Consider the following 15,435-nt stretch of genomic DNA (forward strand, 5'->3'; position numbering starts at 1 on the left):
TCTGGCTGCCCCAGAATTTATAACGTAAGTCATTTACGGGTCTCTCTGCCGCGTCGAGCTTTGGGTGCGGCGCGTTCTGCGCGGATGCGGGCAAGGAGGATTTCGGCGGGTTCGTCATTCGGATCTTGGGGGACAAGTTCACCGGCGAAGGCTTTGGCCAGAATGCGCTGATCGAGGCGGTCGGTGTGTTTCAGGGCTTTTTTTGCCTCCGCGGCAAGACGGTCGATCTTGGCGAAGGCGGTTTCGATCCGGCGGACAATTTCGTGTTGTTCGTCGATTTCGCACCAAGGGACTGGGGCTGCGTTTAGTTGCTTCATGTTGATCTTGGGAAGGACGGTCCTTCCATCGCTGAGCGAAGTAAAGTAAGAAAAATCTTCACTTAAAAGCCAATAAAACAGATACTTGAGAGCGCAGTTTGATTTTACCGATATAGGGTACATATCCGCGCTGCATGCTCCGTCAAAAACCGACAGTACCGCTTTACGTAGATATGGGCGGATTTTTGAGTATACTATCTGGCCTTTGAAAAATTTATGCTTAGCACTGATGACACCATCTTCGCCAATCGTTCGGTAATCAAGCAGCTTTCCAGTATTCTTCTCGATGTTATCAGGGGCGATGTGCGGCAGATCCTGAATTTCGGAAACGGGCGTCAAACATGGCTGAATCTCTGCTACATCTCCAATAGTTTGCCACTGCCATTGATCTGGAATATCCCAAAGCCCTTCCTTGTCGCTCGCAACATATTCTCTATCAGGCCGAGTTAATCTCCCGGAGTAAGCCTTCACAATCATACGATTCTTATACCGCTCCACCAGCTTTTTGATAGCGGTGAGGTGGGTTCGGGCGGTGGTGGTGCGGGCGGTGAGGGTGTCAAGCTTCCGCACAATCCGCCTCTGCTCGGGGAGTGGGGGAAGGGGGAATAATGTGGGAGCGAGTGTCTGTCGTGTTATCTGAGGTTGTGCTGATCCTGAGATGATCGCTGAATAGTCTGCGGCACCACGAAAAAAGTACTCTGCAAACTTTAGCTCGGCACAGTTTTTATTGGGCTGAACGACCATTGCATTGCCGTTAATCCATGACTTCGGTTCGGATATGTTGACTGACCCACAGGTTGCACCACGGCAAGTAATTAAAAGCTGCGAATCTTCGTGATTGTATTCGTCATATCGACCAATCACGCCATTCGCGCCGTATACTGGGTAGAGACCATTCGAAGAGAGCTGTGATTTTGAGATAGTAGGCGGCTGATACACTTCGCAAAAATCTGCGAGCCTCGCCGAAACCCACCCCGACGGCAACTCCCTCATTCCGCCGCCTCCACGACCGGCGTGGGGTCGAGTTCCTCACTCAGCGCCTCAATCTCCTCCAGCGCCGCCCGCAAATGGCCCATGATCGTGGCGGCGATCTCGTCGGGTTCGGTCATCTCATCCTCGGGATCGCCGCTTTCGTCGCGCAGCCATGTCCAGTCGAGGTTGTCGCCACGCTCTGCGATCTGTTCGCGGGTCAGCTTGCGCCAGCGGCTGGCCTCTCCCTGATCCTCACGCTCTGACCCGCCCAGGGGATCGGGGCCGAACAGCGTTTCGAATTCCTCGAAATGCGCCGCCGTCAAAGCGTTGGTTTTGCCGAAAGAGGGCATGTTGGTGCGCAGGTCATAGAACCAGACAGCTTCAGTCGCCTGCGTGCTGTGATTGGCGGGATAGACCTTATCCGTCACGCGGGTGAAGAACAGCACATTCGTCTTGACGCCCTGGGCATAGAAAATCCCGGTGGGCAGGCGCAGGATGGTGTGCAGGTTGCAGTTTACCATCAGGAAACGGCGCAACTCGGTCCCGGTACCGTCGCCGAACAGGATATTGTCGGGCATGACAATGGCACAGCGTCCGCCCGGCTTCAGCATACGGATGGCGTGTTCGAGAAACGGCATCGGGCCGACACGTTCGCCCGCTGTCAGGGTGAAATCGGGGCGGTTCACATTGCCCGACATCTTGTTGAAAGGCGGATTGGTCAGGATCACATCGGCGCGGCCGAGGCTTTCGCCTGACGGGGAGCAGCTATCCTCGCAGCCGACAAGGCTTTCAATGCCGTGGAGCAGCATATTCATGACGCAGAGGCGGTGCGTGTCCGGCACCCATTCATGCCCCCTGAACGCTTGTTTTCGCTGAAAATCTCCTTGGCTGTCCGGCAGTTTGAACAGATCGTCGGTGGCGGCTTTGATATATTGGTCAGCGGCGATCAAAAAACCTGCGGTTCCGGCGGCAGGGTCCTGAATGACCTTGCCCGGTTGCGGTTTGATCAGGCGAATGATGCTGTCGATCAATGCGCGTGGGGTGAAATACTGACCCGCCTTTGATTTCGTGGCCGAGGTGGTCTTTTCCAGCAGCCCTTCATACATATCGCCCAGCCCATCCTCACGCGCGGAAAACCAGTCGAGCTTGTCGATATTGGTGGTCAGAATCTTGAGGTCTTTGGGCAGGCGAATGTGGGTCGTCGCATCGGTAAAGATCGCGAGCGTCACCGGATCTTGTGTCTTCCTGGGATTGCCGAGCTCCAACAGCATGGTCTTGTAATATTCCAGTTGTTCGCCACCCTCGGTGGTGGCCAGCTTGCGCCAGCTATGGCCGTTCGACAGGCGGTGTTCCTGCTGGGTTTCCTCCAGCATCTTGAGAAACAGCAGATATGTCAGCTCATTCACGTAGTTCGCATAGGAAACGCCTGCAGATTGCAGGGTTTTGCATTCGCGCCAGAGCTTGTTAACGATATCGGCGGTATTCGGATTCATGCGCTCACTTTCCAGAGTTCTTCGTTGAAGTCGTGCAGGATGGTTTCCAGCTGACCGTTAAACACCTTGTTGAGCCGGTTAAAGCCCCCGTGATGCCTGAAGGTGCCTTCGTCGATAGAGGCGCGGTCGAGCACGATTTCCTGTGTGATCTGATCGGCGATCCGGCGCAGCCATTGTTTCTGCGGGTCGGTCCATTTTGCCTTCGCCAGTATAGCTTTGGTGGCGTTTTGCACGCGGGTTTCGAACGGAATCAAAGCATCGCCAAGTGCGGCTTGACGGATGAAACCGATGATCGAGGCGGCGATATCTTCATTCGAGGCGTCGTTCCATGCGCGGCGCAAGCTGGTTTCGGAAAAGCCCAGTTTGTCGAGTTCAAGGCGCAGGCTGCGCAGTTCGGCGCGGGTCAGATCACGCGGCCTTTGGACCACAACGGAAAGCGCGGCAATGCGATTCTGGTTTTCTTTGACGAATGAGGTAAAGGTTTCGAGGAAGTCCTCGGGTTTATCGTGCTCGCCATAACCGGTGGTGATGGCATGCATGCTATCTTCGTGATGTGAAATCGGCAGGAGGTTCGGTCCCGAGCCATCGGGGTTCCAGTCGAGGATTTTCCCCAATTCCCTGAATTTTCTGGCATGTGCTGCCGCATTCCCGGGCGACGCATTCTTGAGATGGTCGCGCAGTTGCTCGGCGGTTTCGCCGGTCAGGTCTTCAATGGATTGCGCTACCTTGCTTGGCAGTTTCCGTAATTTCCGGTGCAACTTGGCAAGGATTTGATCGCGGATCAAAGCCTGTTGATCTTCCTCGGTCACGGTCGCCAACTCGTCGAAAAGCTGCTCAAATGTCAGCTTCGGATTGCTGGCGACCGGTTTCATCTGCGTCAGGTCCTGTAGCGTGGCATACAGATCGACGGCATCGAAAATGCGGAACACTTCCTTGCCGATATCGTCACAACGGCGGGTCGCGCGGCCTAGCATCTGCTCATAAAGGATGCGGCTGTTGACGCGGCGGATGAAGACGAGATTGGTGATTTTCGGCACGTCGATGCCCGTGGTAAGCAAATCGACGGTCACGGCGATCTGGGGAAAGGCATCATTACGGAATGACCGGATCAGGGTGCCGACCTTGTCGACGCTCCCGGTGATCTTGCGGATGGCGGAATCCTCAATTGATCCATATTGTGCGGCAAAGGCTTTTTTCAACTCGTTTACGACGATATCGGCATGCGCGTCGGTCGCGGCGAAGATCAGGGTTTTGCCTTCAAGACCCGGATCAATGTGCTTGGCGAGCTCTTCGGCGACCACCTGATTGAATGATTGCGTGATGACTTTGCGATTGAAGGATTCGACCTGAAAATTCAGTTCATCCGGAGCAGGTGCCGTCTGGACTTCCCCTGTCTGGCTGTCCAGCAACTCGATATCCTCACCTGCGTCAAACGTAATCCCTGCTTTGGCTAGAACCGTTAGGAAGCGGACCGGAGGTTCGTGGTCGATCAGCCAGCCATCTATGACTGCTTCGCGGTAGCTGTAGGTATAAATCGGATCACCGAAAATCTGCGAGGTGTGCAGTGCAGGCGTTGCCGTGAGGCCGATCTTGACCGCGTCGAAATACTCAAGGACACGCCGATATTTGGAGATATAATCTTCCTGATTCCGAAAGCTCAGTTCCGCATCCGACATTTCCCGGTCCAGCAGATAGCCTCGGTGACATTCATCAATCACCATCAGATCATATTGACCGATTGGCGGCACATCGGCGGGATCGTTATTATAGAGGACCCGTTTCACCAGCCCCTGAATGGTGCAGATGTGAAAGCGGGTTTCCGGATCGGGTTTGATATCCTCCAGCCCCATGATGCCGAATAACTGGCCGAAGGTTTTCGGTCCTTCAATCGCGGTGCTCATGAATTCATCGCTGGTCTGTGTGCCGAGGGCCGAGCGGTCCACGACAAAGCAGATACGGCGGAATCTTTTCGTTGCCAGCAAGCGGTAGAGCATCGCGATGGCGAGTTTGGTCTTGCCGGTACCGGTGGCCATCGCCACCAGCATTTCCCGCTTTTCGGTGGAAAGGGTCTGTTCTACGGCTTCAATTGCTGCCCTTTGATATGGGCGCAGTTGAAAGCCGAAATCGAAAGGTCGCGCTTTCAGGGCAGCTTGCGCTTTTTCCTTTTCGACCTCAAGCATTGACAGCAACTCTTCGGGCCTGAACCAGCTGACTACGGCACGCCGGAGATTGTGCGCGCGCCGGACATCGCGAAACCAGATGCCGCTCTCTGTTTCGACTTGCTTCAGATAGGGCCGCCCGTTGGTGGCAAATACGAAGGGCACCGAATAGCCATTGTCCCAGCTATCTGAATTTGACGGCCACTCAAAACCCTTGGAATATCTTTCGGCTTGGTCGATAGCTGCTGAAACATTCTTGCGGTACCGCTTGGCCTCGACGATGCCGACGCAGGTCTCTCCCGCGAAAAGCGCATAATCCGCTGGACCGGATGCTGTCGGCCATTCGGCAATTGCCAGATTGCGTCCCTTGGCCGGCCGAACCCCCTTGCTGTGTCTAATGTCGGTGCTGTTGGCTTCCCATCCACTGTCCCGGAGCTGCTGATCAATCAACGCACGGGTCGCCTGTTCATCCGGATTGATGACATTGGCCGCATCATGACCGGCTTTCGCTATTGATGCCTTAAATGCCGGGGCCTGATGCTGCGCCTTGGAGACGAATTGCTGAAGTTGACGATCTGCGTCCTGAGCGAGCGCTTCCCAGGTTTTGCGTTCTTCGACCTCCCGCCGATGCCGCGCCTCGGCCGTTTCTGCCGCGAGAATGGCCTGCTGCCGCTCTTCCTCGGCCTTTTGCGCTGCTGTCAGAGCCTCATTTCGCTCGGCGCGAAGACGGTCCAGCTCTTGCTGCAATTCCGTGTTGCTGTCGGATGGCGGTTGCGGTGGAATGAAAGGCCCTGTCGAGAACTCATGGTCCGGGGTGCTCGCACGAACATGCCAAACACCAAGCTGCACGGACATCTTGAGACAGGTGAGCGCATCCCGATGATTGCCCTTTCCTTCGTGAACCGCCGTATTTCCCCGCTTGCGGATATAGTGAAGGACATCCAGAACCTGCTCTGGGACCGCCCGCTCATATTTTAGCCGTCGTAGAAGGTCGGATTGGCTGCCAAAATGTTGCTGCTCTATCCCGACAAGCGCAGCATGTCGCTGCGTGAGGCGTTCGGCAAACTGCCTGAGTTTTATGATGCTCGTACTCGGATCGTCCTGAAAATAACTCTCGGCCAATCGCCCCAGATTGGCGAGCTCGCCATCGAGGTGATCCAGGAAACCGAAATTACCGACCGACTGTCCCATAATGCAATTGTTGCGTTTGTTATCCTGCAAATGCAACGAGATAGTGGAGCAATAACTTGGATCTTCGTCGCGGCGCTTTGCAGAAAGCGTTCCGCGGATCATAATATACTCTGGACCGATTTGAGAATGAAGGTGGCCGCATGGAGTAAGATAATCGGAACGACAAGCCCGCGGTGACGCACCACGCGGATGATTTGCGGATTCGGGTGCGCCAACTCCAGAAACGTGCCGAGGCGGAAGGTTTTCGGGCGAGGTTCTCCCCTTCAGAGAGAAAGGCCTTCATGGACGAGAGCTGGGAGGACGCAGATGAAACACGCTGAGCCAGCCGGTAGATGGTGACCGCCCGGTCGTCATGGGTTGCATCGGATGCGAGGACCGCGTCGCGGGATCAAGATGACGCGGCAGGCGGGACATCGACCTGGGGCTACAGCAACCGGTCTCTCACCGAGTTCACCGTTACGCAGGATCTTCGCCGACGCCAAAGCTTGTCAACTGGCTGAAATCCGGCTTTTCGCCTGGCACCCGGGTCAATTGGTTCCAGATCATCGGGCCGCGGTAATCGAGAACCGGATGGCCACCTCTGGTTTTCGCCTGCCGGTAGAATTCCCGCAGCAGGATCAGGTAATCAGCGAGGAAAGTGACGGCATCGAACAGGCTCTGGCATTCCGCATCACTCAGATGCCGGATTTCGTCCAGATTGATCACCTCGCGCAGTGCGTTGATGAATTCCGCCTCGCTGAACTCTTCCGGTAGGTGTCGCGCGAATTCCAGCAAATTCATATCGGTCTCTCCCTGGTCCTGATTGCATTCTGGGATGCAAAATCCCTTTACAGAACACGTGTTTTGTAAAGTATCTGTGCTGACAATTCTTACTTATAATTTTGCGTGACGAGCTGTCGCGCGAGCATTTCCCAATCCTTCCTGTTCTGAGTGGCCCGCAAATCGACGAGCCAAATTTCTATCTGTCGATCTGTGGCTGTATATTGCCACACCGTTGGCTGCCGATCCTGTGCAGTTCCTGGATACAGAAGTATGACGCGGCTGGCGTCATAAACCGCTCCATAGGATGCGAGCTGATAGAGGTCGGCTTGGCTGACTTTGGAGACTGATCCGATTGGGTCGCCAAGATCCTTCCACTTGGTATCAACGATCAGCGGTCCGGCATCGGTTTCGATCACGATGTCGGGGATCAATGGATAAGCCCCGTGCTGCAGCAATGTGTACGTCCGGCGCTGCACCGACACCGTTCCTGCAGGCAGCACCCTTTGCAGCCAGCGCGATACATAGCGCTCGAACAACAGGTTCATTGGAAACAACAGGGCCACCCCAGTGAAGGTGCCGTATGTCGTATTTTGCCACACCGCCTCAAGCAACATGCGTGCCAAAGTATGAGTGTCGCGGAAGCGTTCATTCAACCTATTCCAGACGATCCGCTCCTTTAACGGTGCGCGACTTTGCGGGATTCCCGCAAACCGTTCCGTTAGGCTGGTAATACGCCGACGAAGTGGTTCAGTCCGCGCGAAGGAACCGACGTGCAAAAGGCACGTCTTGAACAGGCGGTTCAAAGGCGTGTTCTCGGAAAATTCTTCGAAACGGCAATGCAGCCGGGAAGGATCAATCGCACGGCGCAGTATCTGTTGCCGCAGATCAAGATTCCCACGCAATTTGGGCAACAATTCCTCTTTCGGGACATAAGCCCGCATGAGTCCAGTCTGCACCTGTTGCGCGAGACGCGTCACAAACAAGTCGATGAATACTTCAAGGAGATCGTTGTCCTGTGTGCTCAAGCCAGTAATTTGGCCCTCCGAAAGCGGAACATCAAAAGCCAAGGTCAGCATCCGGATTAGGGTCGCGCGCAACGCGCCATCGTCATCCTTCAGCTTGGGCAGGATTTCTAGAGAGATCCCCGGCGCAGCGATGATCCCGCAGACTTGCCGTGTTTCCAACCGCCGGAAGCCCCTCGCCAATACACCGTTTTCGGGAACACCAAGTCGTCTGGCCGCTGAAATCGCAGCAAGATGGAGTTGCTCGGCCTGTAGTTCAGTTATGCCCTCGGGTCCGACGGGCAGGAACGACCATTCCGGCACCGTATAGTGGTGACGGCCAGGCCACATCAGGATCGACCCAGAAGCATGATGTAAGCTTCTTCCGGATAGGCCCCCTCTTCGCGATAAATGTCCGAATAACGATACCGATCCTCCGCATAACCTTCTGCCCCGCTGGGGACAGGCAGCTGCGACCGTGATAGAAATCCGTCGCCACCTCCCAGAACGATCCGTACTCGTTCGAGATCATCATGAAAATACTCGCGCAGCAGAGGGATGACCTTGAAGGCCATGATCCGGTCGAGATCGGCTTTCGTCTTCACCTCCATAAACCATGCGTGGCCAATCTGAGCGTCCTCACCGAGGAAATAAATCAGCCGCTGGTTGATGCTTGTTAGGACGGCCGCCAGATCGAGCGCACTGTCATCGAGTTCGATATCCAAGAGCATCGACATATCAGGTGGCAGCTCTTCAAAGACGAATCGGCGTCGTAACGCAGTATCCAGCAACGAGATCGAGCGATCCGCGGTATTCATGGTGCCAAGGATGTAAAGGTTTCGCGGCAAGCAAAAGGCCGATTTCGAATAAGGCAATGTCACCGTTGTCGCTGCTGATGCCCCCATTCTCTTATCGCTCTCGAGCAGCGTGATGAGTTCGCCCAAGACCTTGGAAATGTTCGCGCGGTTGATTTCGTCGATGATGAGAACATGATTGCCTTGTTGTTCCGACGCACGCTCTGCCATTATTTTGAAGATTCCGGCTTCCGGCTCCAGGGTGAAACCCGCGCCTGACGCCATCGGGCGAGGTCGCAGTCCCTCGACAAAGTCCTCATAGGTATAGCTCTGATGGAAAGTGACGAAGCCGATGCGTTCGTCCTCGACCAATTGGTTGTATGCTTGACGCATAGCGATCGGGTCTTCCGACGCCCGCCCCAGACAAATCTCGACAGCACGTCTCGCGGTGCTGAATGTTTTTCCTGTACCTGGTGGGCCGTAGAAAATCGTATTCAATTCATGGTCGGTCCGGGGTGGAACGACCTCATCCTCGTTCGTTTCCTGTGCAGAAGTTTTCTTTTTCTTTTTCGGTTTCTGCCAGACGGTCCTGAAATCCCCTTCGTAAAAATCGACCCGCGAACCATGTTTTGCCTCAAGTTCCTTTCGCAGTGTTACGAGCGCCGCATCGAGCTCGATAAAACTCATGGTTCGCACTTCCGCCGGCGAAGCTGCGCCAAAGCCTACAAGGATGTCACGCTTATTCGATGCAGCACTGATGCGCTCATAGTCGTCAGGGAAAAATAGAAACGGCAGGATGTGCCGCAATTGACGGTTATCACCTTCGACATGCACGTCCATCCATGAAGCGAATGCTTCTCCGTCAGAGACTAAATGACGACGCTCGTTCTCGGGTTTCGCTTTCAGATCCTGCATGGCCGTTATCAACAGGACGAGTTCGCGCCATTTATTGTTATTATATCCCTGTCCGGCGCGCCCGACGCCTTGAAGTATTGGGTCGGTAAGTGCCGCAACCTCTGGCGGCAGTTCTCCACCGGACCATGACCAGACTTCACGAACCTTTTGATCTTTGGTTGAGGGGGCGACATCAGAGCGCTGGAACGCGTAGAGTAACCAGATCAACTCGGCCATCAGACAGCGGCCATCGCTCGTGGAATCAGAAAGCTGAGCTTTGAGTTTCTCGAAAAAATTTCCGTCGCCGGCGTCAAGGTTTTGGACATAGGTTTGCTGGAGCCCGGCAAAGTTATCAGCGGTCCAAAGCGACCGCCCTGGTGATAGAAGCGATCCATCATTGATCAGACAATCGGTGCGAAGGCGATCCATCGTTTCATAAAGCGGCGAAAGGTCGGCGCTTGGATTGTATCGAGCCATGGTAAATCCCAGTGCAAAAGCGGCGATTGCCTCAGCATACGAGTGCCAGGGCGAGGCCGGCAATCCCGCTTCTGCACCACCCTCTTGATCTCGCTGAAAAATCTACGCCTTTGAGAAGTGGCGCTAACTTTCACTGCCTCAAGGTTCGTCATCCGTGACGTTTCGCGGTAGGTTGAACAGGGCGTAAACTCTTTACAGGAGGTTCGTTTCGTTAAGAGCTGACGGAGGCAGTCCAGCTGGCATGGCATGAGCGACCCGCATCCCAACCGGCCTTTTGCTAAGAGTGACGACAAAGAACCGGTCTATGCGGTTCGGCGCGGCCGGGATTACCTGACCCCGGCCGAGATGCCGCACCTGCTGGCGGCGGCGAAATTCCCACCATACCGCTCCCTACACCTGCACTGCGGCGGCATGTATAGCAGTTCAAGGGTTGTTTGCTCGTAAAATCTTCCACTGACAAAGGGTTATGACACACAGCGGGGATGTTCCCACTAGCATGGCTGTTATCAGACCCGATGATCTGGCTCGGTACCCATTTCAACTTGACGCAACACCTCACCGGCGTCAGCCCCAAGAGCACGGGATAGCACGACAAGCTCCACCACATCGATTCGGCGCTCGCCGCTTTCGATGCGCGCCACCAATGACTGATGACACCGAAGGCGTTGAGCCAATTCGGTCTGCGTCAAACCTGCCGCTTGTCTTGCGTCGATGAGAGCTCGGCATAGCGCCTCATGACCGCTGCTTCTGATTGTTTTGGCCACGTCGCCGCGATCCCCCTGCGCGGCGGCGATAATCTACTTGTCAGATAATCTAAAATTTAGATAATTACTGTACTTCAACGGAGAGGATTCATGCATTACTTTGGGAAGATCAGTTCAATAGCAGTGCTTGCGCTACTGTCACTATCAGGATGTGGTGACGATGGACCGACCGCCGCCGATATCGAGGAGGCATATGAGAGCCGACAAGAAGAATGGCGAGCAAATCTGATCGACGAGTATGGATCTGAGGAGAATGTCCCCGGTGTTGAATGGGGCTTTGCAAGTGTCAGCCACGAGGTTGACCTGACGTCTTGCGAAAAGAACAGCGATGATCGAGGCTGGCTATGCGTTTACGACCTTCGCGCATTCGCGATTAACGGTAATGAGTTACCTGTTTCGCCGATCAAGGATGTCGAGGCAAGGGTGTTTGAAGTATCGAGTGGCTGGGCCGTCGAGGAATCCGAACGGGAGTGAATGCCGGAACGTGCTTCGAAATCGGGGCTGAAGGGTAATTGCGATGACCGATGACGAGATAATCGACCTTCAACTCTTGGCGGCACAAACCCACGGTGCCATCGAAATCGAGCCAAATGGCTTCTTCCTGCTTCATGGTCCCAAGTCTGACCGGGAATTCCTTGGCGCAACATTGACTATGGCACGGAAAACCCTGCTGGAACGCGCGCAGCGACAGATGCTTGTCACAGATCGCTTTAACGAGATTATTGCCCGTCGCGGTGAACTGCCAAGCGAAGATGAGTTGCAAGCGGTCTCAAATTGGTTGGTCGACTATTTTTCGCGCACGCGCCATGGCGGAGAAATCGAGGGTTGGGCGGCCAGACTAGGTGTGACGGTTGTGGAACTAGGCGAACGGTTCGATGAACTGATGCGAGAGATTCCTGACTATCCATCTTCATGATACCCCGCCGATCGGAAGGGAGTATGGGCCTTGCCGAATTATCTAAAAAATGGATAATCTGTGTGAGTATCTGCCTTGCATCCGCCTGCGGGCACTGTCTGGCCAGATGCAGAGGCCTACGAAGGTAACACGTCATGGACCGATCCACCGATTTTCTGATCCTGTATGATCTCGCTCCAATCAAATTGCGTCCCCAACTGCTTGATACATACTTCGAAGATCCGGCCTGCCGCCAAAGCTTCGAACATATCGTGCACGACAGGGTGCTGCGAGCACAGTTCGAGTTCGAATACAATGGGGCGGTACCTTTCGAAGATTTCCGTTTGCTGGAAGCCCAAGGATACCTTCGACACGAAGGTGAATTCCGCTCTCATGTACAGTCCGATCACGGGCGTGAATTTCCATCCGTCGTGACAACTGACAAGGGCCGAAATATCGCAATCACCCTGCCAGACGGTTTGGATCCGCATGTTTTCTTTCCTATCTATGCCGGCATTTCGGCAGGGGCATCGTGGCCAAGCGCGAAGTATTTGAAATCGCACTTGATATAGAAGATGATGATTTTCTCGCTTTGATCGTTGACCCTGTTTTCGGCAACCCGGTTTTTCCGGAGTTCGCGGACGCCTACCAGTTAGATACGCATCGCTATTTGCGGGATCTGCATACCGGAGGGAACGCAGCTCGCTGGCCCAACCACGGGGAGATAGAAGTCAAACGAAGGGAGAGGGTCGAATGGTGGTCGACTGACGATCGCGGGTTCATTATTCATGACCTCACGATCCCGCATGTCGGGATCGAACAGATTCTGCGCGGATTGCCGCGTGATCAGGCTGCCCTGCGTTGTTTCGCTCAGGGCGATAGGATTCCAGATGATCGGCAGTGCGCGAAATAGGTCGGGTACATGAAGAAACACGATGATCGCGACACCGAGGCATTTCGGTATTCTCACCTTTTCAGGCTGGGGGATTCGGTTGCGCTGGCGATTCCAGCCGCCATCATGAAGCAGCTGGCGCTGGCAGAAGGCGAGCAAGTTGAGTTGACCATCGATAATGAGCGCTTGATCATCGCGCTGCGTCACCGTCCCAAACATGATCTCGATGCCCTGCTGAAACAACTCGATTCTGATATCGAGTGGGATAACGAAGACAGAGCTTGGATAGACGCCGCACCCATGGGCAAAGAAATGCTTTGATGCAGCGAACAAATCACCGGGAGGGCAGCGGTGCGTCGATTTTCAATTATCGAGTTTGTGAACAAGACCGAACAGGTGCTGGACGCAGCGATTGCCCCTGCGGCCCCGGGCGCAAATACAAGCAATGCTGCGGGAAGCACTGACAAGTCCCGACTGATCCGGAATTCGGCATCTTTGCTTGCGTGACAATGGCTGTGGAGGCCTCATTCTGGCCCTTGTTCAGAACGCCATATGCTGCGCCACGACCTTCCCCGAAGAAATAATTCTGGTCAGAAGTTTTGCAGATTGGCTCACTCAAAAATTCCGGGCATTCTTTTCAGCATGGCGTTTGGCGTATTCATCCACCGGTCGGATTCGATCTATGATGACATCCCATCGGAACGATATCAGTTCCCGAAACAATACCTTACACGTGTACAGCAATTCGAGGATGACTGGATCGTTTACCTCGAACCCAGCAAGATCAGAGATTCCAAGGGCTATTTCGCGGTCGCCAAAGTACAAGAGATTATTGCGGACCCAAGAAGCGCAGACATGTACTTGGCCATCATTGAGCCAGGTTCATATCTCGATTTTGGTGATCCGGTCCCATTCCGCGATGCTGACGATGTCGTTGAGCAAGGCCTATTGAATGACCGTGGAAAACTTTCCGGTCGAGCTCGTTCGGCCGTTCGGGCGCTTTCACCTGAAGATTTCGCGAGGATTGTTGGACGTGGCCTCGGACAAGATGACAATATTCTGCCACGGACCGATAGAGACTGGCGGATCTCCGGCTTCGAGGAAGCACGCCCTGAATTTCAACGCCTATCTGTTCGCGAACGTGTCAACCAGTTGACCAACCGTATCATTCGTGACCGCAACTTCAGAAAGAATGTGCTCCGCGCCTACGGTGAACGCTGCGCGATAACAGGACTGCGCCTCATCAATGGTGGTGGGCGTGCAGAGGTCGAAGCAGCGCATATCAGACCAGTGGAACACGACGGCCCAGACATCGTGAGCAATGGCCTGGCGTTATCCGGGACCGCGCATTGGTTGTTCGATCGCGGGCTGGTCGGACTATCCAACGACCTGAACATACTCATTTCACGGCAGAGCAACGACCCAAATGCCGTGAGAGCGATGATCAATTCTTCGGCCAGGCTCTTGATGCCTGAGCGACTGGCTAATCGGCCCAGGCCGGAATTTTTAACCTGGCACAGAGAAAATTGCTTCAAGCATTAAACGGCCCTCTGCGGTCATTGAAGGGCGTACAGGTCGCTGCGACGCAGCTTCCCCGAACCCTTTCGTGACGTCGTGCAGCGATTTCGGATGGGTGAAGGTCGGGGTGTCAGTTCCAGATGGCCTCGTGTTCCCAGTCCTCCGGGAACCCGGCGGTCTGCGGGCGGATCTCGTAAGGGAGGTCCTGAGTCAAGATCATGTCGCGCAGACGGACGTGCCACTCCGTGCGCGGATAGTACTGCCGCAGCATGAAGATCATGATGACGATCGCGCTGTAGATCTTTTTCGTGGGCGCATCGTCCCCTATCCTGGGCTGGCGGAGGTGGTCGAGCTGTCCAAATGTCGTTTTTGGTGGGACGCCCGGGCTGTTGACCAGGGGCTTGTTCCACGTCCGGGCGTGATGTGCGCAGCTGTTGCGGACATCGTTGAGCGCTGTGATCCATGAGGCGAAGGTCTTCATGGGGAGGTCCGGGTGGATGCGCGCCGCGATTGCCATTTTGTTTTTGTCGGACAGGTGGGCGATGATGTGGGTCAGGTTGCCCCAGGTCCATGTCCCTGCTTCGATCCAGATCGGGGGAGGGCCGAAGTATTTCATCGAGAAGTGCTTGGCGAAGTCTTCTTTTGAGCTCCTGAAGTGCTGATCCAAGCCATCTATGAAGAGGCCGAGCGGCGTATTGCCTTCAGCATCTTCTTCGCTGAAGCGGTCTTTGTATGAGCGCCTGTCGCGATGTGCATGTGGGCCCAGCTCCCCAAGGACCTCAATCATCGCGGTTCTGACTGCAATCTCGATGCGCTCGATCGCGTCCAGGAGCTCTATGCGGAGGGCTTTGTCGAAGAGATAGAAATTGATCGCATGATCGAACGTCATGCCCTCTTTGAACTTGTCGCATCGAACCTTCTGCTCCGCCTCGCCCTCTGGCGTCGGAATCGGGCAGAAGTCACGGTACGGATACCCAAACGCGCTGAGCCGGTAGTATCCGATGCGGTGCAGGGAGCGCTCGGCATGGCCCCGATCAGGGATGTCCATACCTCTCATCAACATGATGTCGATGCATTCATCGATCGACTTGTGCTGCTTGAGATACTTCAATGTTGATGCGGCAATGTCCAGAAATTAGAAGACCGGGCTGTAACGAGGCGACTGAGGCCAAGTCAGGGAGCACCGGTCATAAGGCAATAACGGATAATAGTGTCGGGGCCGACAATGTCAACATTGGAGATGGGGCACCGAACGGTGGGGCAACGCGGGAGGTCAGTTCGGTGAGTCCGGAGTTGATCGTGGCTA

14 protein-coding genes are annotated in these 15,435 nt (G+C 54.8%); 6 read left to right on the forward strand and 8 right to left on the reverse strand.

Annotated features, from left to right (window positions below):
• Positions 1-29: 29 nt before the first annotated feature.
• From A7A09_RS01245 to A7A09_RS01275, 7 genes are all read right to left on the reverse strand, one after another.
• Positions 30-1,310: a restriction endonuclease subunit S gene (locus A7A09_RS01245; protein WP_106689575.1), complete on the reverse strand. Its 1,281-nt coding sequence runs from the start codon at positions 1,308-1,310 to the stop codon at positions 30-32.
• A complete protein-coding gene (locus A7A09_RS01250) occupies positions 1,307-2,782 on the reverse strand; it encodes a class I SAM-dependent DNA methyltransferase (RefSeq protein ID WP_106689577.1) in 1,476 nt (491 codons plus the stop codon). The genes A7A09_RS01245 and A7A09_RS01250 overlap by 4 nt, the downstream gene beginning before the upstream one ends.
• Positions 2,779-6,234 carry a type I restriction-modification system endonuclease gene (hsdR, locus tag A7A09_RS01255; protein ID WP_245999069.1) on the reverse strand — a complete coding sequence of 1,152 codons (3,456 nt, stop codon included), beginning with the start codon at positions 6,232-6,234 and terminating at the stop codon, positions 2,779-2,781. Before hsdR ends, A7A09_RS01250 begins: the two co-directional genes overlap by 4 nt.
• A 354-nt stretch (positions 6,235-6,588) precedes the next feature.
• The gene (locus A7A09_RS01260; protein ID WP_106689579.1) at positions 6,589-6,912 is read right to left on the reverse strand and encodes a hypothetical protein; all 324 of its coding nucleotides are present in this window, start codon (positions 6,910-6,912) and stop codon (positions 6,589-6,591) included.
• A gap of 89 nt (positions 6,913-7,001) precedes the next feature.
• Positions 7,002-8,246, reverse strand: coding sequence for an McrC family protein (locus A7A09_RS01265; RefSeq protein ID WP_106689581.1), 1,245 nt, complete (start codon positions 8,244-8,246; stop codon positions 7,002-7,004).
• On the reverse strand, positions 8,246-10,060 hold the full coding sequence (locus tag A7A09_RS01270; RefSeq protein WP_106689583.1) for an McrB family protein: 1,815 nt from the start codon (positions 10,058-10,060) through the stop codon (positions 8,246-8,248). Before A7A09_RS01270 ends, A7A09_RS01265 begins: the two co-directional genes overlap by 1 nt.
• 506 nt (positions 10,061-10,566) lie before the next feature.
• A complete protein-coding gene (locus A7A09_RS01275; protein WP_106689585.1) occupies positions 10,567-10,824 on the reverse strand; it encodes a helix-turn-helix domain-containing protein in 258 nt (85 codons plus the stop codon).
• A gap of 90 nt (positions 10,825-10,914) precedes the next feature.
• Here A7A09_RS01275 and A7A09_RS01280 point away from each other — a divergent pair, with 90 nt between their 5' ends.
• The 6 genes from A7A09_RS01280 to A7A09_RS01305 all read left to right on the forward strand — a co-directional run bounded on the left by A7A09_RS01280 (position 10,915) and on the right by A7A09_RS01305 (position 14,153).
• A complete protein-coding gene (locus A7A09_RS01280; protein WP_106689587.1) occupies positions 10,915-11,298 on the forward strand; it encodes a hypothetical protein in 384 nt (127 codons plus the stop codon).
• 43 nt (positions 11,299-11,341) lie between these two features.
• Positions 11,342-11,740, forward strand: a complete 399-nt coding sequence (locus A7A09_RS01285) for a hypothetical protein (protein ID WP_106689589.1) — start codon at positions 11,342-11,344, stop codon at positions 11,738-11,740.
• A gap of 134 nt (positions 11,741-11,874) precedes the next feature.
• Positions 11,875-12,291: a hypothetical protein gene (locus tag A7A09_RS20475; RefSeq protein WP_148043598.1), complete on the forward strand. Its 417-nt coding sequence runs from the start codon at positions 11,875-11,877 to the stop codon at positions 12,289-12,291.
• Entirely contained in the window at positions 12,252-12,632 is a 381-nt protein-coding gene (locus tag A7A09_RS01295; RefSeq protein WP_106689593.1) for a hypothetical protein, read from the forward strand. The genes A7A09_RS20475 and A7A09_RS01295 overlap by 40 nt, the downstream gene beginning before the upstream one ends.
• Before the next feature lie 9 nt (positions 12,633-12,641).
• Positions 12,642-12,932: an AbrB/MazE/SpoVT family DNA-binding domain-containing protein gene (locus A7A09_RS01300; protein WP_106689595.1), complete on the forward strand. Its 291-nt coding sequence runs from the start codon at positions 12,642-12,644 to the stop codon at positions 12,930-12,932.
• Positions 12,933-13,163: 231 nt separating this feature from the next.
• The gene (locus tag A7A09_RS01305) at positions 13,164-14,153 is read left to right on the forward strand and encodes an HNH endonuclease (protein ID WP_245999070.1); all 990 of its coding nucleotides are present in this window, start codon (positions 13,164-13,166) and stop codon (positions 14,151-14,153) included.
• A 106-nt stretch (positions 14,154-14,259) separates the two neighbouring features.
• On the opposite strand, the gene A7A09_RS01310 is transcribed toward A7A09_RS01305, so the two are convergent.
• The gene (locus tag A7A09_RS01310) at positions 14,260-15,240 is read right to left on the reverse strand and encodes an Abi family protein (RefSeq protein ID WP_106689599.1); all 981 of its coding nucleotides are present in this window, start codon (positions 15,238-15,240) and stop codon (positions 14,260-14,262) included.
• Positions 15,241-15,435: the final 195 nt, after the last annotated feature.

This window comes from Paracoccus methylarcula (assembly GCF_003007735.2).
GTDB classification, from domain to species: Bacteria; Pseudomonadota; Alphaproteobacteria; order Rhodobacterales; family Rhodobacteraceae; genus Paracoccus; species Paracoccus methylarcula.